This is a genomic window from Buchnera aphidicola (Formosaphis micheliae), from assembly GCF_039403185.1.
Taxonomy (GTDB): domain Bacteria; phylum Pseudomonadota; class Gammaproteobacteria; order Enterobacterales; family Enterobacteriaceae; genus Buchnera_C; species Buchnera_C aphidicola_B.
Genome location: NZ_CP135047.1, coordinates 419,130 through 440,990, shown reverse-complemented (window position 1 = coordinate 440,990; position 21,861 = coordinate 419,130). Strand labels below are relative to the sequence as shown.

Sequence of the window (21,861 nt, the reverse complement as noted above, 5' to 3'; positions counted from 1 at the left end):
ATATTTATATGAAAATATTAAATAGTTTAAAATTTATAGAGCTTATTAAACCAAAGATTATAATAGGTAATTTAGTTACAATGTTAGGGGCGTATAGTTTAGCTTCTAAAGGAATTTTAGATTTTAAATTATTAATATTAACTACAGTAGCTATAACATTAATTATGTCGTCTGCATGTATATTAAATAATGTCATTGATAGAGATATTGATAAACAAATGTATAGAACTAATAAAAGAATGTTAGTTACTCAATTTGTTTCAATTAAATTAATATTATACTTTTCATATATACTGTTTTTTTGGGGAATATTTATTTTCTATTATTACATAAATTTGTTATCAATGTATTTGGCTTTATTAGCTTTTTTTATTTATGTTATGCTATATAGTTTATATTTGAAGAGGAATAGTATTTATTCTATTTTTGTTGGTAGTTTGTCTGGAGCTATTGTTCCAGTTATTGGTTATTGTTCTGTTATAAATGGTTTTAATTTTTGTGCTTTTTTTTTACTTTTGATGTTTATATGTTGGCAAATTCCTCATTCTTTAGCAATTGCAATTATTTACAATCATGATTATAAGAAAGTTAATATACCTACTATACCTATATTATACGGTTTGTTAGTTACTAAATATCAAATTATTTTTTATATTATATGTTTTATATTTTTTTCTAGCATGTTAAGTGTTTTGGGATATGCAGGTGAAACATATTTATTAGTTACTTTATTTTTTGGATCATTTTGGTTATTTTTAGGTTTAAAGGGTTTATATATTACAAATAATATTTGTTGGGCTCGTACGTTATTTTATTTTTCTATTATTTTGATTTTTATTATTAGTTTTACTATGTGTTTAGATTTTAATAGTATAATTCAGAATTGAGTGTTTACAGAAATGTAATATATTTAATTTATATATAAATATCACTTATATATTTTTATGGGTATATATTTAAAGTTTTAATTAGGATTAATTAAATTTAATATTTATTATAAACATGAATTTGGTTTAGGAATTCCAGCAATTTTACTAATTTTAATTAAAGAGTTTTCAGAAAATAATTTAAATAAATATCTACTATTAATTGTTTTGTGTCCCATTTTTTTTTGTGAAAAAGTGAGTAACATTCTCATAGATGGTGTAATTTTAAATTGACAATAAAATATTTTTACAATGTAAATAATTTCCCAATGTTGTGAAGTCATATTAATGAGTTCTTTTTTTGCTATATTATTAGCAATAGATTCATTCCATTTATTTTGGTTATAATAATGATTTTTAAGTATTTTTTTATATTGATGTAGCATTGTTAATCTAATATTAGTAAAATAAATAATAAAAGATTCTATTATGAAAAAAAAAGAATTGCAAGTGATAATGAGTATTTGTTTAATTTTAAGTTTACGTGTTTTTGGTATGTTTATGGTATTTCCTGTAATTAGTTTTTATAGTTTAATATTATCAAACGGTAATAAATTTTTAATGGGTTGTGCAATAGGTATATATGGATTTACTCAATGTTTATTACAAATTCCGTTTGGTTTTTTTTCAGATAAAATAGGTCGAAAACCAGTTATTTTGTTTGGATTAATATTATTTTTATTGGGAAATATTATAGCAGGATGTATGAATTCTATTTGGGGATTAATATTTGGCAGAGGTTTACAAGGGTTAGGTGCAATTTCTTCTTCTTGTATGGCATGTTTGTCTGATGTAGTAAAAGATAACAAATATACTCAGATTATGTTTTTAGTTGGTGTTATTTATGGTATTTCTTTTTCTTTGTCAATTATTATTGCTCCAATAATTATTAATATAATGAATTTTCAGGGATTATTTTTAGTAGCTGCGTGTTTGTCTATTTTTACGATTTTAGTAACTTATTTTTTTATTCCGAATACTCATGTAATATCTATAAATTTTAATTTAGATGATTTTAAGAAAGGTATGTCTTTAATTTTATATGATAGAATTTTGTTATTTTTGTATTGTGGAGTTTTTGTTTTACATGCATTATTGGTATTAAATTTTATTGTTTTACCTATACAGTTAGAAATATTAAAATTTCCTATATCGTTTCATTGGAAAATATATTTATTGATTATAACAGTATCTTTTTTGATTGTATCAATATTATTTTTTTATTGTAAAAAAAAATACATGTTATTAATAACAGCAAATTTTTTATTGATATTATCATCTATTTTAAATATATTTTATAAAAATAATTTTTATATGTTTTTGTTAGGTATACAAATATTTTTTATCGCTTTTAATATATTAGAATCTTTTTTACCAACTTTAGTCAGTAGACGATCTCCTATTCAATACAAAGGTATGACTATGGGTATTTATTCTACTATACAGTTTTTAAGTTCAGCTATTGGTGGTATATTGGGTGGTTGGATATTAGGTATGTTTAATATAGAAGGAGTTATGTTAATAGGATTACTTATTACTATGATATGGTTTCTTTTATTTTTATTAGTTAGATATTAATTTTTTATGTATTATTTGTGATAGTATTTAAATAGTGATGATATGTATTGTATATAATTAAGTATGTAAAATATAATGCACATATATTATAAATTATTTATAAAGTTATACATATAATTAATATAGTTATTTGCTTATTATATATATAACTTATTTTTAAGATAAAAAATAAATAACAATAAGTTTTCACATATTTTACTTAGTATTTTAAATATTTGTCAAAATTTAGTTGATATATATAATGTAGATTTATTTATAGTAATTAAAATGATTTAGTATTTACATATTTATTTTTAACATTTAATAAATAGATACTATATTATTTTTATTTATTCTTAAAGTATTAGCGGCTTTATCTAATACACCATTTATGAATTTATGACTATCTTCTGCTCCAAAAGATTTAGCTAGTTCTATTCCTTCATTGATTGATACTTTATATGGAACGTCTGATCTATTTAATAATTCATAAAATGATAATCTAAGTATTGCTTTTTCTATCTGTCCTACTGCTATTAAATCACGAGAAAGGTATGGTGTAATCAATTTATCTATCATTTGGTAATTTTTTACAACTCCTGTAATTATTTCATTAAAATATTTTATGTCTATTGTTTGTATGTTATGGTCTTCAAAAAATTGAGATTTTATATAATCAATGTTATTTTTAGATATTTGCCAAGAATATAACACTTGTATAATACATTCTCTAGTTTTTCTTCGAGATTTTTGAGTCATAATTATTATTCCTTGAAGATGTATAATTTAATTGGATTAAAAATAATAGTATATAGGTAATTATAATTATTTTTTATACATTATTTTTATTTTAAAAAAAAATATTTTTTTATATGTATTTAAATTAATTTATTTATCTAAAATATATAACGGTTCATTAAGTTGTTTAATAGGTATAAATTAGATTAAAAAATAAGTTTATCTATTACTATATTGATTTTTATTAAATATCTAGTTAATGATATATTTGATTTTATTTTTAATTTTATTTATTTTTTAATTTTTTTAATAAAAAAATATATTTTTTAAAGTATTAAAAATTTTATTAAATAGTATTGTATAAATTTATTGTCTATATAATGACTTAAATAAGTTTTTTTATCGTTTTATAAGAATTTATAAAAATTATTTTTTTATATTTAAGAGTGGATTATGTAAGTAATAATTTTGTTAATATTTAGTATTATTTTTTTATTTATAAAATTTTTATATTTTTATAAAATTATAACAATAATATATTTATTATATTATTATATTTAATTTTTATTCATTAATATTCTTATTTTTAATTTTATCTCTACAATAAATATTTTTATAGATATATTATATAAATTTGTATTAATATATTATTGGTTATAAATAAATATATATTCATTTTTTTTGTTAGAGATATAAAATATAGTATATGGATAAATTAACATAACTTTAACATTTTGTTTTGGTAGAATAAATTATAGTTATTTTAGGTTTTTTTAAATTATAGATAAATTTCATATTTTGTATAATAATCATTGTTTTTTTATGAAATTATTGTTCAATGATTAGATATTTTTTTAATTATTTAATAATTATTATGATAAGTTTTAATTATTAGTTAGTTTTTATTTTATTTAATTATTTTAATATTATATGTTGTGTCACATATGTTTTATATTAATATTTATTTATAAAATTGTTTTTAATATCTATAATTTATCTAATATAATATATAATATTATAATTATAATTATATTTATATATATATTAAAAATAGTTTTACATTTCGGTAACGGCACTCAGTTATAATTTATAGAATTATTTATATTTTTTTGTTCATATTAAGTGTAACTTATTATTTTTATTTATTAAATAATTTTATGTTTTGATAGATAATATTATTTTTAAAATTAAAGTTATAAATTGTTTTTTTCTGTATTTATAATATATTTTTCAGTTCTTAATAAAGTTATGTATATGAATAAAAATAATTTATATTGTTATTAATTGTATATTATTTCATATATAAATTACGACTAAAGTATTTTATGTTTGAAATGTTAATTTTTAATATATTTAAAATAGAATTATTGTTTTGATAAATTGTTATTTAATAACTTTTAAATATCTATTTTTTTACTATAAATTTAAGTTTTAAAAATTTTATATTTATTTTTTAAAAAAATTTTAATAATGTTTTTATTAATAATTTAATTTAATAAATCATTATTATAATATTATGCGGAATACATATATTAATTAATATAAAGTATAAAATATGTAGTTTTGTTAAGTATTTTTTATATCATTCATTATATATATTTTTTTAAATTTAAAGATTATATTTATCATAGATAGTTTATAAACTAAAAAATATTTATTGTTTTTTTTTAAAAAAAGTTGTATGATAATTAAATCAAGTAGTATAGTAATTGTATTAGTAAACGCGGGATGGAGCAGTTTGGTAGCTCGTCGGGCTCATAACCCGAAGGTCGTCGGTTCAAATCCGGCTCCCGCAACCATAAATTGGATAATATTTATTTAATATATTTTATATTTATTTTTTTAATAAAAAATATAAATTTATAGTTATTAATTATTAAAAATAGTTATTTTATTTAGTAAATCATAAAAATAATTTATTATTTAAATTTAAAAAAATAGATTTTATATTTTCTATGTTTTAATTAGATATATTATTTTTGTATAGATTACTGTATCTTGTACAATTTCTTTGAATTGTTTCTTTTAAACATGAGTAGTTAGCATATATTGTTAGTTTTTTACGAGCTCTAGTTATTCCTGTATATAATAGTTCATGAGTTAATATTTCATATTTTTTATTTGGTAGAATTAATACTGTATGTGAAAATTCAGAACCTTGAGACTTGTGAATTGTCATAATCCATGCAGTTTCATATGTAGTAATTAAATTAATAGGAATTGATTTTGTTAAGTTTTCATTTCTTATAAAAAATATTTTTAATCTCTTTTTATAATCAAAAAGAGTAATTCCAATATCTCCGTTAAGTAATTCAAGAGAGTTGTTATTTTCGGTAATAATTATTGGTTTTCCTTCATACCACATATCATTGTTAATATAGTATATATTTTTAATAAGATTTAAATTTTTCATTTGAATTTCTAAACGTAAATTTAATTCTTTTACACCGTATATTCCATTTCTAATTGCACATAAAACACGATATTTATTAAATTTTTTTATTATATTATATAAACAATGATTGTTTTTTATGTTTGTTAAATATTTAGAATATTCTATTATAATTTGTTTTATCATAGAATAATAATTTTTTTTATGACTTATGTCATAATAGAAAATATTTTTATATTGGTTATTTAATATTTTTTCTATGACTTGTTTTTTATCTAAAATTAAATCGATAGACAATTGTTGAAGATCTGAATTGACATCAAATCGATAATTTTTATTTAATATACAAATACTATCACTGATAGTGGAAAAATTATTTTTTTTTGTTTTTTGTATTTTTTCTCCAGTAATTTTATGTAGTAAATTTGCTATATCATGACTATATGCATGTTTATAATAATAATATGTATCTTTTAGTACGCATCCTGGTTCAATTGAAGGTAGTTGATTAATATCACCTAAAAAAATAATTTTAATTTGTTTTGGACAAGATTTAATTAGTTGTTCCATTAATGTTAAACTAATCATTGATGCTTCATCTATTATTAATATATTTATATTTAATAAATTATTCTCATTAAAAAATGGTTTGTTACTATTTTTTTTTATACCTAATAGTCGATGTAGTGTAACAGCATGTAATTTTTTAATAATATTTTTTTCTAATTCATTTAATGGTATATTCTTTATACTTTTTTGTAACGATGTTGTTAATTTATTAGCTGCTTTTCCTGTTGGTGCTGCTAATTGTATGTTAACTTTTTGATTTAATATACGAATACATGCTAGTAATATTTTAGCTACTGTAGTTGTTTTTCCTGTTCCTGGACCTCCTATAATAAAAATAATTTTCCAAATCATTGATAAAGCGATGGCTATTTTTTGATCTATATCATCTTTCTTATGTAATAATGACTGTAATATTTTTTTTGATAATTTTAAGTCAATATATTCTTTTTTATTACATATAATAAAAGAGCTTACTGTTTTTTGAGCTTTCCATAGATAATTCAGATATAAATTATGTTCTGATATAATTAGAGGGGATGAATATGAATTGTTACTGACTATTGCACTATTTAGTAATGTTTTTTCCCAATCACTAGGATTTCCAACTGTATTCCATAATTTATCGATAAATAATATATTGTTTTTAGGAAAAACTTTTTTTTTTCTATATGTGATATAGGTAAACAAATATTACCAAACCTGGTAGTATAACTTATGCACACTGCTGCTAAAATTATTTCTGGTTCTTTTGTAGTTACGATATTAATAGCAAAATAAAAATCAATGGGATGGATAATTTTTTTTTTTATGGCTTGTTTTAGTAAAGTAATGATATACATAGAAATATCTCTAATTATTTTTAATTAAACGTTTGATGTAATTTTTCAATTAATTCTTTTTGAGGAAGAGTATAAAAAATTCCGTTAGTTTGATGATGTATTGCGCGCAAAAACCAAATAAATACTCCTCCAAAATGTAGTTTAAATTGGTAATTTTTTATTCTATGCTGAAGATATCTATGCAGTGCTAAACTATATAGTTGATATTGTAAGTCATATCTATTTTGTATTATATTCATTTTTATTTTTTTTTGATTATAGTCATCTACAGAATTTCCTAACCAATTTGTTTTATAGTCTATAATATAATATTTTTTTTTCCAATAAAAAATAAAATCAATTGAGCCTGTTAACATGCCTGTTATCTTATTAAAAGATAGTGGAGTAGATATATTGTAGCTAGAATGATGATAATATTTAAATAATTTGTTTATTTGAACGTCAGTGACTATATTACTTATAGATAAATAAAATTCTAATTCTTTTATTTGTTGATTTAATGGTAAATTATATAAATTAATTTCATTTTTCATAAAAAATATGTGACTAATTTCAGTTATCCAATTTTGTAACATGGGAGACCATTTTTTACTTAAATTAATTTGCTCAAGTTCATTGATTAACCATTGGATATTTATTGTTTTTTTGAAGTTATGTAGTTTTAGTATTTTATGTAAGAAAGTTCCATATTTCATGCCTTTTGGAAAATGATATACATCATATTTTGTATGATATAATTGTATATTTTTTGTAATTGATATTTTATTTTGTATAATATTTTGTTCTTTATTTAAATTGTCAATATTTTTTAATGTTGTATAACTAGCAATACACCAATAGTTTTGTATTTTTCTATTTAAATAAAGATAATATATATCTTTAGTTATGTTTTGTTGATATTTTTTTTTGGTATGATGATTTAAAGTATTATATATTACGTCAATATATTGTACATAACTCATTTTTTTTATTTCGTTAATAAATTTTTCTATATTGTATTTATGTCCTGATTGTAGAATATATCCTAATGCACTGAGATGTAAGTCATTACAATTATTACTATTTTTAGTTTCTGTAGTATATTTTTTAAGTACAGGTGCTATACCTATACTACAGTGTATAATTGATCTAGTTAATGCCACGTATATTAATCTGATCTCTTCAGATAACATTTCTTTTTTAGATTGGTTAAAATTTTTTTGATTAATACTAAAATCAATAATAGTACTTAATACGTTTTTACTATGATATATATTTAACTGAGATTTTGGAAAATAGATAGAAAAAGGAATCCAAGTTATATTATATTCTAGTCCTTTTGATTTATGAAATGTAACAATATTAATACAATTATTATAGTTATTTTGTGGAATATAGTTTTTTTGAGATAATGCAATAGGATCAAATATTTTATTTTTAAACCAAAAAATTAATATATGTTTACTAGAAATAAATCTAGATTTGTTTTGTAGCAGTTCAGATATATATATAATATTTGTTATGGTATTATTTTTAATATGACTGTTGGTTATATTTTGATAATTGTAATAATAATCAGCTAATAAAGCACGTATCATGCTATAGATACCTTTTTCATTCCAGATTATTTTGTATTTATTAAATTGATCTATTAATTCGGACCAAAACTGATATTTTTTATGTAAATTATCAATATCATATATGTTATAGTTTAAAAGATTAGTAATCATTGCTCTTTTTAACAATTTTTCATTGTTTGGTTCTAAAATAGATTGAAAAATGTATAATAATTCTTTTGCTACAGTAGTTTTATAAATATTATTATTATTAGAACAATATGTGGAGTTTATATTTACTTCGTCTAGAGATTTTTTTATAATTTTTGCTTCGTTTTTATTTCTTACTAAAATAGTAATATCTTCAGCTTTTAGTGGTGTAATTAAATTATTTTTTTTAATTAAAGCATCTCCTTGTTTACTAATTGATAACCAATATAATATAGATGATGCACATTCTTTTGCTATCCATTGTTGATAATCATTAATAGTAATATTTTTTTTTGTATTTATTAGAATTCGTAATGCTGGCTGACAAATTTTTTTTATTATTAGTTTAAGGTTTATATTTTTTTTAGGAGATTTAGTTGGTTTAAAAGTAATAGGAGATAAACAAAAGGGATTTTTCATTTTTGAAAAAAGTATATTGATACTGTTATTCATATCATATGATGCACGCCAATTGGTATCGAGGTAATAATGTTCTTTAATCTTTGATTTTATAAAAAAATAAGTAAAAATACTAGAACCACGAAAAGTATAAATAGATTGCTTTGGATCACCTATATATATTAAAAGATATTCTTTTTGAGCGCAGTATATTTTTTTAAATATTTTATATTGATATACATTAATATCTTGGCATTCATCTATGATGGTTATAGGATATCGTTTATGTAACGTTTTAAATAATTTATATTTTTTGAAATAATTGAGGAAATAAATTAATAAATCATCGAATTCTAAACATTCTATTTTTTTTTTCTCTTTCTTTATTAAGTAATTAATTTTTTTTATAGCTGTAGATAAAAATATTTCTTTAAGAGAAAATTTCATTGTTAAAAATATTTCTATATATTTAAAAATATCATGTGATATTGTTTCAGATGATAACGTATTTTTATATACATTACTTGTTGTAAAATAATTTAGTTCTTTTGGAATATAGTAATTATATGTATTTTCGTTAGCCCATATTGTAATTTTATTAATCCATCTTAACATATTATTTTTACTATAAATATGTTTGTTATTTTTTTGATTATTAATTAAATATATAATTTTTTTATTAAAAGATAACCATTTTTTTTTAAAAGAATTAATATTATTTAATAATTGTTGATGATATTTTGTAATAGTTATTGTTTTTTTAAATTTAGGTTTAATAATTACTGGAGACATTTTTATTATAGGTAAAACGTTTTTTAATAATGATTCTGGATTTTTCCAATATTGTAAAATTATTTCTGAAATGTTTTTAGTTAATGATAATTGTTGTGTTCTCCAAAAATCACATGTAGCTTGGTAGTATAGGGGATATATATTGTCTAAAATATTTTTTTTTAAAATTATATCAGATTGGTATTGATTTGTTTGTAATGTATTTAAACAAAAACTATGAATAGTGAAAATAGAAGCTTCATTAATTTGATGTTCTGCTTTAAATAATAGTATTATTGCATGATTTAAATTAGTAATATGAGAAATAATTTCATTAAATATTGGATTGTCAGTTTTTTTTTGTATACAAGCAATTCTTAAATAATAAATGTTTTTTTTAATACGTGTAATTAGTTCTTCTTTCATAGTATTTGTAAATGTAACAATTAAAATTTCTGTTACAGAAAAACATTTCATTTTGTTATTAATACCAAGTAATAATCTTAAATATAATATAATGATAGTAAAGGTTTTTCCTGTACCGGCTGAAGCTTCAATTATTTTTGTTCCTGTTAAAGGTACATTAAATACATCTATTTTTTTTTTCATAGTACGTTTTTATTTAATATATTTTTTAAGTTAATAAATAAACAGTAATTAACATTGTGTTTTTAACATAGGTAATAACCATTTTTTCGAAGTTTTTAGTATAATATCAATAGTTTCTTGATTTAATATTGGAATAATTTTTTTAATATATGGATCATTTTTTTCTCCAGATAAATATAAATTACCGTTCCATGTATTAAGCAACGTTTTATATCCTTGATCGTTCATCATATTATTTGTACTAATTTTCTGATGGTTTTTATCATAAACTATTTTTATCCAATTCATACCTGATTTAATTAATAAAATAGGTTTTTTTGATCCTTGTATATATCCAGATATATATTTTTCTAGGTACATATATGCAGTATTTTTATCTAAAGGTATGAAATTCCATGCACTATTATTTAATCCTAATATTTTACTTGATTGATTTCCTCCTAGGTAACAATATAATAAATGTTTTAACCAAAATAACAAGCCGTCGTGTATATGGAGTATTTTAGGTTTTACATCTAATAATTTATTATTGTAAATGTTGTTTAAATTTCCGTATAAGTAATAATTTTTTATTTTAAAGTTAAATTTTTGTTTAATCATTAATGATTGATCTATTGTTGACATTTTATTTTTTAAAGTAATAATTTTATTGAGTTGTTTTTCGAAGTATACATAGTCAAAATTATTATTAGATAATATTCCTATTTGTACAAGATGTTTAAATATATCATTTTTATTAGAAAATGGTGAATTATAATTTAGTAGATATAATCTTATTTTGTAGCAATCTAAGTTATTTGGTGTAAATTGTTCAGTTGATTCTAATACTGATGATTCAAATTGAATGTTTAAACGATTATTAAAAAAATAATAAATAGGATTTTTCCAGAAAAATAGTATATTATTAAAATTTATTTCTTTGTTTATAATTACAGTTAAATTTTTATTTTTTTTAGAATTGATTTTTTTTTCATTACAATATATTTTAATCCATTCTGAATAAAAATTTTGTTTGTATGAATTATTTTTAATATAATTTTGTTTATCGATTATTGTATTTGTGTGTAATGTAATTAAATGTGAAATAACATCATGTTTTATGTTTTTAATATGTAATGTTTTTTTATTTTTTAAACAAAAATTATCATTAATATATCGAGTTAATTCTTCTAATATGATAGAAGGATAAAATTTTTTTTGGTTTTGAATAGAATTGCCAATATAGCTAATATATAAATATTTTTTTACTGAAAGTAATGTTTCTAAAAATAAAAATTTGTTTTTATATTGAGAGTTTGGGTCACATACTCTTGGATGAGATTGCATTAAGTTAATTTGGTTGAATATTTGTTGTTTAGGAAATTGGTCATGATTACAACCTAAGATGTATACAACTTTAAAAGGAATAGTTAGAAAGGTATTAAATTGAGAAAAAATAACAGGACCAGAAAATATTTTACTAAAATTATTATTTTTTTTAATTTTTTTTGAAAGTAACATAATACGTATTATAGCGATAGAAATTTTTTTTTTATAATTACATTTTATTCCATTATTGATTATTTTTGTCCATTTTTGTTGAACGTCATTTAATACATTATCATTACTTTTATCACTATCAAAAAAATCATTGATCATTTTATTGCATATAGGTAACCAAGATTTAAGAGATTTAGGTTGGGATAGTTTTTTTTTCCATTTTTGCAGTGTCTCTATGAACTTTAACATTTTACATATTAATTCAGTGTATAATGTATTATTGATATTATATAAATTAATTTTATTAAAATTTGTATTTTTATTATTTGTTGCATAATTTAACATAATTTTTTGGATACCATGTTCCCAAGTACATGTTATATTGTTAGGTAATAATAGTTCATTTAGATGTTTTTTATTTAGTCCCCATCTAATACCTGAGTTATAAATTATTTTGAATAGTATAGGAACTTCTTTAGCTTGAATATCAAATTTATTTCTTAATAGTGAACATTGTAAAAAAATAAATATTTCTTTATTTGAAAATCTGTTTTTTTCTAAATTTAGTAATTTAGAAAAAATAAATAGTATTTCATTGTCTGTATCAGATAATTCATTAAATATTACAAAAGGAATATAATGATCTGCAGTATGAGAATTAAAAACATTGTTAATAAAAGGAATATAAGTATTTAATTTAAAGGATTTTATAATAATATCTTTTGGGAATATTGTAGTATCATTATTTAATGTATGTAATAAATTGTTATGTAATATTTCTACTTCTCTTTGTATATTATTGCAAATATGTATTGAAATGGATTGATCTTTAGATGATAATATTTTTTTTTCGTTAGGTACGTTTTTATTTTTGAGAATATTTTTTTGTATTGTTTGTAATAAGTTATCATTTTTTATTGGAGTATCACAATTAATATATTTGTTTTCTTTTGTTAACAACATAGAAATATATTCATATCCCCATATTCCACATGATAAAAGAATTGGATTAATTGTATGTAATTGTTGTAATTTATGAAATTGTTCGTAAATATCATAAAACAGTTTTTTAGAGTATTTGTTAAATTTATTTTTTGTTGGTTGAATGGAATTTTTTTTAAAAAATTTATAATTTGTATATGGGGTAGTCATTAATAAATAAGTTTTATATTTTTTACTTAGAGAATATAAAATTTGTATATAAGATATAGGAATGTACGATATATCACATACAAAAAAACGATTTGAAATCAGTGAATATGTAAAATTAATTTCTTCTATTTTTTGTAAGATAAAATTATAGTGATGAGAAAAATTAAATTTTTTATGATTTTTTTTGTTAGATGTGATTAATTTTTTCCATAATTTTTTTTGCCATATTTCATTTGTATTATAGATTAAATTATTTTTGTCTATTTCCCAATTATATATCCAATCTGGGCGATAAATTAAGTATTGATCAAATAAGTCAGCTATGTAAGATGCAAATTGAAATTTTTTTAGTAAAGAATTATTTTTGTTTATTATTAAGTTTTTTGTTTTTTCTTTTTCTATAATAGTCATAATTTTCCAAATCATTTTAGATTGATGATATATGATTGGAGAAGTATTTTGTGGTATAATGTTTAAAAGCAATTTATTTATAAAATTATGTATGTCAATAAATTCGATATTTGCGGAAATTTTTAATTTATCGGCTATCAGTATTTTAATCCATTTTATTGTTTCTTTATTTTTTACTAAAAAAATTTCTTTTTTAAAAGGATCTGCCAAAGGACTATCTTTCATAATTTTACATGCTTGGCGTATTAACACATCAAATCTATGAGATTGGTATATTAAAAACATATGATTTTTTTATTTTTATTATTTAAATATTGATGTACATTAATTATGTTCAATATTTTATGAGAATATTTTGTAATTTATATAGTGTATAATAATTAATTTATAATTTATTTAATTATTTTATAGTGCTAGAGATGTTTTTTAAAAAGATTAACTTCTATTTTAGTAGCACAAGGAGGATAAATATGTTGTTCATCTAGTGATTTTTTAAATTTAGCCATTAATTCCCAATATACTGTATTTAGATCATCTATATGACTCCAACATCGTACTATAATGTTTAGTGAAATTGGAGTAATTTCACTTAATCCTATAATTATTCCTTTATCTTTTAATACTCTTTTTTCACTATTTACGACATTACGTAATATACAAAAAACTAAGTCAATATCATTATCATGTGACAAACATATAATAAATTCGTTTCTTCTAGCCGGTTCTCTTGAATAATTAATAATATTTCCAGAGATTATTTTTCCATTGGGGACTACTGCTATTTTACCATCTAATGTTTTTAACATAGTGTAGAAAATATGAACGTTAGTTACTGTACCTGAAATATTTCCTAAATCTACATATTCTCCTGTACGTAATGGTCTTAATATTACTAGTAATACACCAGCTGCAAAATTAGACAAAGAACCTTGTAATGCTAATCCTATAGCCATTCCTGCAGCACCTAGTATTGTAATTACAGATGTAGTTTGTATACCTATACAACTTAAAGCAGCAATGAATGTAAATGTTATAATTGTATATCTTACTACAGTAGAAAGGAAACTAGCAATGGTAGTGTCTATATTTCTAGTTATTACAATTTTGTTAACTCCATTGGAAATTATTCTTGCTATAAATAGTCCAACAATTAAAATTATAATGGTAGAAGTAAGATTAATTACATGTCTTATTAGTAGCTCCTGATTTTTTATTAACCAATTTCCAGCATGATTAATGTCATTCACTACATTTAATTCTTCCATTTTTTTCCTTATTAGTTGACTATTTTGTGAAATATATTTTTTATAAATATTATATATATATTTTTTTAAGATATTTTAAATTGAAATTTTATACGAATTAATTGATTAAAGTTATTTATTTGTATATCCATATTTCAATGTTAATATTTAAATTTCTAAGATTATATTTTATTTTTTTTAAAAAAACAAGTGCAAATTTTTTATTAAATCAATATATAATTAAAAAAAATATTAGAAAAATAATTGAAAATCAGGGAGAATATTAGTATTATTCTCCTCTAATTTTAGATAAAATATGCTATTTAATATAAGTGATTATAAAGTATAACAGGCATTTAGTTTTTGAAAAACTTTTTTTAAACATTGGGACATAGATATTTGAGATTTTCTAATCCAAATACGTGGGTCATAATATTTTTTATTTGGTTCATTTTGACCATTTGGATTACCTAATTGATGTTGTAAATAAAATTTATTTTTTTCGTAAAATTCTAAAATACCTTTCCAGGTAGCCCATTGAGCATCAGTATCAATATTCATTTTAACTACACCATATTCTATAGATTGTTTGATATCCATATCAGATGATCCGGAACCACCATGAAATACAAAACTAAGAGAATTATGAGGTAATTTATGTTTGTTGCTAATATATTCTTGAGATTTTTTTAAGATTATTGGTTTTAGTTGAATATTCCCTAATTTATATACACCATGAACATTTCCAAAAGCAGCTGCTATAGTAAAATATGGACTAATTGGGTGTAACATTTCGTATGCATAATTAACTTCTTCAGGTCGAGTATATAAATATGAACTATGTATGTCGCTATTATCTACACCATCTTCTTCTCCACCTGTACAACCTAATTCAATTTCTAAAAACATATTAATTATTTTCATACGTTTTAAATATAGGGAACATATTTTTAAATTAGTTTCTAATTTTTCTTTTGACAAATCGATCATATGTGATGAAAATAAAGGAATACCTGTTTTTTCAAAATGTTGTTCGCTAGATTCTAATAAACCATTTATCCATGGTAATATTTCTTTATGGCAATGATCAGTATGTAAAATAACAGGAATTCCATAGTATTTAGCCATTAAATGTACATGTTTTGCTCCAGCAATTGCTCCTATAACAGCTTGTTTAATTGGTTTATTCGTTTTTAAACCTTTTCCAGCAATAAATGCAGAACCTCCAAAAGAAAATTGAATAATTACAGGAGATTGTACTGCAGCGGCTGTTTCTAAAACTGTATTTATTGAATCTGTATTTATGCAATTAACAGCAGGTATAGCGAATCTATTATTTTTTGCCAATTGAAATAGTGTTTGGATATCATCCCCAAAAATTACTCCTGCTTTTAGGAAATTTAATATCTTTGACATAATTATTTTCCTATTTAAAAAAAACACTTTTATTCTTATTTTTTAAAAGAGATAAAATTATATGTTTTTATGCATGGTGATTTTTTTTAACATTTCTATAGTAGGTAGTGTATTTTTTTCTATAAATTGTAAAAAAGCGCCTCCACCAGTTGAAATGTATGAAATTTTATGCTTTATAGAAAACATTTCTATTACTGCTAAAGTATCTCCTCCTCCGGCTATTGAAAAAGCATTACTTTTAGCAATAGTTTTTGCTAATATTTTTGTACCTTCCCTAAAATTTTGGAATTCAAAAACACCGACTGGTCCATTCCATAAAATAGTTTTAGCAGAGTTTAATATTAAGACCATATTTTTTATAGTTTGATCACCAAAATCCATAATTTCTTCATCATTATTAATTTCATTAATTTTTTTTATTTTCGCAGGAGTGTTATTATCAAAATATGTCCCTACTCTAGAATCTACAGGAATTAATATATTGTTTTTTTTTGTTAATATTTTAGCTTGTTGAATAAATTTTGGTTCATGTAAAGATTTTCCTATATTGTTATTAATAGCTATGAAAGTGTTAGCTATTCCTCCTCCTACAATAATTTTATCTGCTATATTTACTAAGGAATTTAATATATTAAATTTCGTAGATATTTTCGCACCTCCAATTACAGCAACCATTGGACGATTAGGATTTTTTAAAGCTTGTGTAATTGCTTTTATTTCAGATATTAATAATGGACCAGCACATGATATAGGAGAAAATTCCATAACTCCATAAGTAGATGCTTCAATTCGATGTGCTGCACCAAAAGCATCCATAACAAAAATGTCGCATAAGTTAGCATATTTTTTAGCTAAAGTACTTTTGTTTTCTTTTTCTCCTATATTAAATCGTACGTTTTCTAAAACTAATAATTCACCGTTATTAATATAAACGCCATTTAGATAATCTTTACAAAAATAAACAGTATTATTCTTTAATATTTTTTTTAAAAATTGATAGATAGGAAATAATGATAATTCTGGATTAAATTGTTCTATTTTTGGTCTACCTAAATGAGACATAATGATAACTTTTGCATTTTTTTTTAATGCGATTTTAATAGTGGGTAATGCAGCTAAAATTCTAGCGTGAGATTGTATGATGTTATTTTTTATGGGTACGTTTAAGTCTAATCTTATTAATACACGTTTGTTAAAAATATTTAATTGAGAAAAATGAATCATATTGTGTATCTCATGGTAGTTTTATTTATAACTTCTATTTGTTTTTTCATTTATTAATTAAAATTGATTATTAAATGATTATATTAAGTATATCATAACTTTATTTGTAGTATTGTTATTATGATTGTGTTGTTAAAATTAGATTTAATAAAATATAAGAGTATTGATATACGTTATTAATTTATATATAATAAATTATTAATTAGTATAAATAATATTATTAACTATTATATAGTTTTTTATTTATACAAATTTTATTTATAATTTATTATTTTTATACAAATCGAACGATTTTTTTTTATAGTTTTAATGATATATATATACATGATTGAGATTATAAATAGTTAATGTTGAAACCAAGATTGAATACCGTCAAGGAACATTTGTGTTGATAGCATAATTAGTATTAATCCCATTAAACGTTCCAATGCGTCTATTCCTTTAGGGCTAAATAAACGAAGAAATATTTCAGATGATAATAGTATTGTTACAGTAATAGCCCATGCAATGATGAGAGCTCCTGTAAGATATAAATGTTTATTTGGATATTCATGTGTAAGTAATATTAGCGTAGCTAGTGAGGAAGGACCTGCTACTAAAGGAACAGCTAATGGTACTAAAAAAGGTTCTTCTTTTAAAAGAATTATTTTTTCATTTATTTTTTCTTTTGGAAATATCATTTTAATAGCAATTAAAAATAAAATAATTCCTCCGGATATGGATACAGTTTCAGTCCTTAAGTTAAGACTAGCTAATACTGTTTCACCTAAAAATAAAAAAATCAACATAATTAGTAAAGCAATAATCATTTCTCTAATGAGTATTTTTTTTCGTCTATGGGGAGTTATTCTTTTTAGTACAGACATAAATATAGGTAAATTTCCTAATGGATCCATGATTAATATTAATAATATTGTAGCAGAGAGTATATTTTTCATTTTAATTATATTATCCATTTTTAATTTAAATTAAATTAATATGTGTTATCAATGATTTTTAAATAAAATAATTTTTATAAAAAGATAAATTTTAAAGAATTAGTTTATTGATAACGTAGTGTGAGATTTATTATTTCATTATCATAAACAATGATTTATTAGATAATATATTATGCTGTATTAATAAATACAGTATAGTAATTTGTTAAAAATTTATTAGTGTTGATATCAGATCTATTTGTCTATATGAATATAATTTATGTATAGATTATTTATATAATAATGTTATTAACTATATGTTAATTATGTTGAATTAATTTATTATATAGTATTAATAAATTTTAATATATAATATAAATTTGTTTAATTAATTATATTAATTTACAATAATAATAAAGGAATAAAATAATGAAAACAGTTGGGTTTGTGGGATGGAGAGGTATGGTTGGATCTGTTTTATTACAGAGAATGCAAGAAGAAAATGATTTTAAAAATATAAATCCTATTTTTTTATCAACGTCACAACCTGGTAAAGTTGGACCAATAATATCAGGTACAATTCCAACTGTTTTAGAAGATGCATACAATATTGAAATATTAAAATCATTAAATATTATTATAACTTGTCAAGGAGGTGAATATACAAAAAAAATGTTTTATACATTAAGAAACAGTGGTTGGAAAGGTTATTGGATTGATGCTGCTTCTACTCTTAGAATGAAAGATGATACTGTTATTGTATTAGATCCTGTTAATAAACATATAATAGAAAAAGGTATAAATAAAGGAGTAAATACTTTTATTGGTGGAAATTGTACTGTAAGTTTAATGTTAATGGCATTAGGAGGTTTATTTGTTGCTAATTTAATTGAATGGATTTCTGTATCTACTTATCAAGCTGCTTCTGGTAGCGGTGCAAATTATATGTTAGAATTACTTCGTCAAATGGGAGCATTGTATTCAGTAGTATCTAAAGAAATAAATGATTCAAGTGTTACTCCATTATGTATAGAAAAAAAGGTAACTCAATTTGTTCGATCAAAAGATTTTCCAATAGAGTTTTTTAATGTTCCTTTAGCTGGAAGTTTAATTCCTTGGATTGATGTTGATATAGGATCTGGTCAAAGTAAAGAAGAATGGAAAGCTCAAGAAGAAGCTAATAAAATATTAGGATTTAAAAGAAAGATTTTAATTGATGGAACAGCTGTAAGGATAGGTTCATTAAGGTGTCATAGTCAATCTTTTGTCATCAAGCTTAAACAGGATATTTCATTAGTAGATATAGAGGAAATATTACTTAATCATAATCAATGGGTCAGGGTTATACCAAATAATATAAAAAATACTGTACATGAATTGACTCCTACAGCAGTTACTGGAAAATTAATTATTCCTGTTGGTAGATTACGTAAACTTAGTTTAGGAAATAAATATTTGTCTGCTTTTTCTATAGGAGACCAATTGTTATGGGGTGCGGCGGAACCGTTACGTAGAATATTAAAATTGTTAGTATCTTAATACATTTATTTTTTTAGAATATTTATTATTTTATTTAAGAATACAAAAAATATTTATATATTTGATATTAGTATATTTTTTTAGTTAAATTATATTAAATATTTTTAAAAAATAATTAATATTTATAAGAAATATATATATTACTATATTACATATAGTTTAATACAGATATTAATTTATCAATTATTAAAATATTTTTTTTATAAATTTATTAAATAGTATTTAAAATATTTTTTTTAAATATGTTAATTAGTATTGTTAAAGTTTAACTAATATTTTATAGGTTAATTACGTTGTAATGAAAATTTTTATATTTTTTTTCCTTTTTTTAACAAATATTTATATGGTATTACGTTTAAATAGCAGTGTATTAACGTATGTCCCATAAAACAACATAGTTTAGGAATATCTCTTTTTGTTGATGGGTCATCTGAATAAATTAGTATTGTTTCATTAAATTTTATTTCTCTCAATTTATTTCTTATTCTAATAATTGGATCAGGACAACGTAAATTAACTAAATTTAGAAAATGATTTTTTTGATGTTTCATATAAATCCTTTGTATAAAAATATTATATGTTTTAAATAATATTAAATAATTTATTTTTAGTAAATAAAGAGTTATTAGATTTAGTAATATTTTTTATGTATTAATTTCAAAATAAAGTATTATAAAACATAAAATATTATATGTTGTGTAAATATTTTTATTGTTTTTTTTGAAGTATGTATTATGAATGTATTATAGCTATATTATTAAGGGTATTAATTAATATTTTTATTAAATTTGATAAAAATTATTGATTTATATTTAATGAATGTTGATTAATAGTAAAAATTATACGTTTTTATAATGTAATGATTTTTGTTAATGTTTAATTTAAATTAAAATTGTAAGGTTAATTTTTTTAATAAAATCCATAATGTTTTATTATTATATTTTTCTTTGATTTTTAATTCGATACAAGTAATAATTTTTATTACTTTATATAATTTTATTATTGTATATTTTTTACATGCATTTATAAATATTATATGACGTGAGGAACATATTTTTTTTTCTTTAAAAAATATATTTAAATTAATTGATTTATTTTTAATCATATAAATTAAGATTAATAAATCTTTTTGTAACGTTCTTATTAAAATAATTGGATCATATTTCTGTTGACTTAATCTATGTATAATGTTTATGGATTGTTTTTTTTTATTTTTTAATATTGCATCAATCCATTGTTGTGGAGTAAATATAGCTAAATTTTCTACAATATTTTTTATGTCATTAATTTTTATTAAAGTAGATGGATAGAGTAATTTTAATATATTTAATATATTAGATAGTTCAAATAAATTTCCTTCATAATTTTTATATATATATTTTTTTGAATCTTGATGTATGTTTAATTTTTTTTTAGTAATTATATAGTTTATCCAATTAATATATTGATTTGGTAACAATGCATTGCAGAAAATTATTATTGATTTTTTTTTGATAATATTTAATATATTTATATTATAATTAATATAAACGATATAATTTAATTTTATTATTAATAAAATATTTGGATTAGATAAATTAGATATTTTTTTAAAATTAAATAAAAAATCTTTTTCAAATATATTAAGAGTATACTGACATATAATAATTGTTTTTTCCGAAAAAATAGTGTTATTAGAGTATATAGAAATTAATTGTTTCCATTGTTCATTTGAAGTAATAGTAATTTCTTTTTTTGTATAAAAAAATTTTTTTTTTGCGTATTTAAGTAAAATTTTTTCACTGAATTGAATAAAAAATTCATTTTTACCAACAATTAAGTATATAGTATTTAACTTGTGTAGTAAAATATCTGGTATGTTATGAGAGTAAATTATCATCATATGAAATAGTAAACATGCTATTTTTGTATAGCGTATAATTTTACGTATATA

General features: G+C 20.5%; 15 protein-coding genes and 1 tRNA gene. 4 read left to right on the top strand and 12 right to left on the bottom strand.

The annotated features are described in order from the left end of the window. Positions 1 to 8 precede the first annotated feature (8 nt). Positions 9 to 887 (top strand): heme o synthase, encoded by an 879-nt coding sequence (cyoE, locus tag RJX12_RS01835; RefSeq protein ID WP_343192060.1) that lies wholly within the window; start codon positions 9 to 11, stop codon positions 885 to 887. A 107-nt stretch (positions 888 to 994) separates the two neighbouring features. On the opposite strand, the gene RJX12_RS01830 is transcribed toward cyoE, so the two are convergent. Then, a complete protein-coding gene (locus RJX12_RS01830; RefSeq protein WP_343192059.1) occupies positions 995 to 1,312 on the bottom strand; it encodes a TusE/DsrC/DsvC family sulfur relay protein in 318 nt (105 codons plus the stop codon). Positions 1,313 to 1,355: 43 nt separating this feature from the next. Between RJX12_RS01830 and RJX12_RS01825 the strand changes: the two genes are divergently transcribed. Then, positions 1,356 to 2,504 (top strand): MFS transporter, encoded by a 1,149-nt coding sequence (locus tag RJX12_RS01825; protein WP_343192058.1) that lies wholly within the window; start codon positions 1,356 to 1,358, stop codon positions 2,502 to 2,504. A gap of 300 nt (positions 2,505 to 2,804) precedes the next feature. Here the strand turns inward: RJX12_RS01825 and nusB are convergent, their stop codons facing one another. Next, positions 2,805 to 3,242 carry a transcription antitermination factor NusB gene (gene nusB, locus RJX12_RS01820; RefSeq protein WP_343192057.1) on the bottom strand — a complete coding sequence of 146 codons (438 nt, stop codon included), beginning with the start codon at positions 3,240 to 3,242 and terminating at the stop codon, positions 2,805 to 2,807. Positions 3,243 to 4,943: 1,701 nt separating this feature from the next. Here nusB and RJX12_RS01815 point away from each other — a divergent pair. After that, a tRNA-Met gene (locus RJX12_RS01815) sits at positions 4,944 to 5,020 on the top strand. A 161-nt stretch (positions 5,021 to 5,181) separates the two neighbouring features. On the opposite strand, the gene recD is transcribed toward RJX12_RS01815, so the two are convergent. The 8 genes from recD to RJX12_RS01780 all read right to left on the bottom strand — a co-directional run bounded on the left by recD (position 5,182) and on the right by RJX12_RS01780 (position 18,410). Next, entirely contained in the window at positions 5,182 to 6,870 is a 1,689-nt protein-coding gene (gene recD / locus RJX12_RS01810; RefSeq protein WP_343192056.1) for an exodeoxyribonuclease V subunit alpha, read from the bottom strand. Next, positions 6,753 to 7,022: a hypothetical protein gene (locus RJX12_RS02495; protein WP_428994270.1), complete on the bottom strand. Its 270-nt coding sequence runs from the start codon at positions 7,020 to 7,022 to the stop codon at positions 6,753 to 6,755. The genes recD and RJX12_RS02495 overlap by 118 nt, the downstream gene beginning before the upstream one ends. Positions 7,023 to 7,042: 20 nt before the next feature. Beyond that, a complete protein-coding gene (gene recB / locus RJX12_RS01805; protein ID WP_343192055.1) occupies positions 7,043 to 10,546 on the bottom strand; it encodes an exodeoxyribonuclease V subunit beta in 3,504 nt (1,167 codons plus the stop codon). 48 nt (positions 10,547 to 10,594) lie between these two features. Further along, positions 10,595 to 13,873: an exodeoxyribonuclease V subunit gamma gene (gene recC, locus RJX12_RS01800; protein WP_343192054.1), complete on the bottom strand. Its 3,279-nt coding sequence runs from the start codon at positions 13,871 to 13,873 to the stop codon at positions 10,595 to 10,597. 128 nt (positions 13,874 to 14,001) lie between these two features. Beyond that, on the bottom strand, positions 14,002 to 14,853 hold the full coding sequence (mscS, locus tag RJX12_RS01795; protein WP_343192053.1) for a small-conductance mechanosensitive channel MscS: 852 nt from the start codon (positions 14,851 to 14,853) through the stop codon (positions 14,002 to 14,004). A 315-nt stretch (positions 14,854 to 15,168) separates the two neighbouring features. Beyond that, positions 15,169 to 16,248, bottom strand: a complete 1,080-nt coding sequence (gene fbaA / locus RJX12_RS01790) for a class II fructose-bisphosphate aldolase (RefSeq protein WP_343192052.1) — start codon at positions 16,246 to 16,248, stop codon at positions 15,169 to 15,171. A gap of 57 nt (positions 16,249 to 16,305) precedes the next feature. Beyond that, a complete protein-coding gene (locus RJX12_RS01785; protein ID WP_343192051.1) occupies positions 16,306 to 17,472 on the bottom strand; it encodes a phosphoglycerate kinase in 1,167 nt (388 codons plus the stop codon). 344 nt (positions 17,473 to 17,816) lie between these two features. Then, on the bottom strand, positions 17,817 to 18,410 hold the full coding sequence (locus RJX12_RS01780) for a YhgN family NAAT transporter (RefSeq protein ID WP_343192050.1): 594 nt from the start codon (positions 18,408 to 18,410) through the stop codon (positions 17,817 to 17,819). A gap of 408 nt (positions 18,411 to 18,818) precedes the next feature. On the opposite strand from RJX12_RS01780, the gene asd reads away from it, so the two are divergent. Then, positions 18,819 to 19,928, top strand: a complete 1,110-nt coding sequence (gene asd, locus RJX12_RS01775; RefSeq protein ID WP_343192049.1) for an aspartate-semialdehyde dehydrogenase — start codon at positions 18,819 to 18,821, stop codon at positions 19,926 to 19,928. 308 nt (positions 19,929 to 20,236) lie between these two features. Here the strand turns inward: asd and tusA are convergent, their stop codons facing one another. Continuing rightward, entirely contained in the window at positions 20,237 to 20,479 is a 243-nt protein-coding gene (gene tusA, locus RJX12_RS01770; RefSeq protein ID WP_343192048.1) for a sulfurtransferase TusA, read from the bottom strand. Between the two features lie 335 nt (positions 20,480 to 20,814). After that, complete coding sequence (holA, locus tag RJX12_RS01765) at positions 20,815 to 21,810, bottom strand: DNA polymerase III subunit delta (RefSeq protein ID WP_343192047.1); 996 nt, start codon at positions 21,808 to 21,810, stop codon at positions 20,815 to 20,817. Between the last annotated feature and the right edge of the window lie 51 nt (positions 21,811 to 21,861).

What these genes read in the sequence shown, in the direction of transcription:
- cyoE (WP_343192060.1), top strand. Translation starts at nt 9, where the DNA reads ATGAAAATATTAAATAGTTTAAAATTTATAGAGCTTATTAAACCAAAG.
- RJX12_RS01830 (WP_343192059.1), bottom strand. Translation starts at nt 1,312, where the DNA reads ATGCTACATCAATATAAAAAAATACTTAAAAATCATTATTATAACCAA.
- RJX12_RS01825 (WP_343192058.1), top strand. Translation starts at nt 1,356, where the DNA reads ATGAAAAAAAAAGAATTGCAAGTGATAATGAGTATTTGTTTAATTTTA.
- nusB (WP_343192057.1), bottom strand. Translation starts at nt 3,242, where the DNA reads ATGACTCAAAAATCTCGAAGAAAAACTAGAGAATGTATTATACAAGTG.
- RJX12_RS02495 (WP_428994270.1), bottom strand. Translation starts at nt 7,022, where the DNA reads ATGTATATCATTACTTTACTAAAACAAGCCATAAAAAAAAAAATTATC.
- recB (WP_343192055.1), bottom strand. Translation starts at nt 10,546, where the DNA reads ATGAAAAAAAAAATAGATGTATTTAATGTACCTTTAACAGGAACAAAA.
- recC (WP_343192054.1), bottom strand. Translation starts at nt 13,873, where the DNA reads ATGTTTTTAATATACCAATCTCATAGATTTGATGTGTTAATACGCCAA.
- mscS (WP_343192053.1), bottom strand. Translation starts at nt 14,853, where the DNA reads ATGGAAGAATTAAATGTAGTGAATGACATTAATCATGCTGGAAATTGG.
- fbaA (WP_343192052.1), bottom strand. Translation starts at nt 16,248, where the DNA reads ATGTCAAAGATATTAAATTTCCTAAAAGCAGGAGTAATTTTTGGGGAT.
- RJX12_RS01785 (WP_343192051.1), bottom strand. Translation starts at nt 17,472, where the DNA reads ATGATTCATTTTTCTCAATTAAATATTTTTAACAAACGTGTATTAATA.
- RJX12_RS01780 (WP_343192050.1), bottom strand. Translation starts at nt 18,410, where the DNA reads ATGAAAAATATACTCTCTGCTACAATATTATTAATATTAATCATGGAT.
- asd (WP_343192049.1), top strand. Translation starts at nt 18,819, where the DNA reads ATGAAAACAGTTGGGTTTGTGGGATGGAGAGGTATGGTTGGATCTGTT.
- tusA (WP_343192048.1), bottom strand. Translation starts at nt 20,479, where the DNA reads ATGAAACATCAAAAAAATCATTTTCTAAATTTAGTTAATTTACGTTGT.
- holA (WP_343192047.1), bottom strand. Translation starts at nt 21,810, where the DNA reads ATGATGATAATTTACTCTCATAACATACCAGATATTTTACTACACAAG.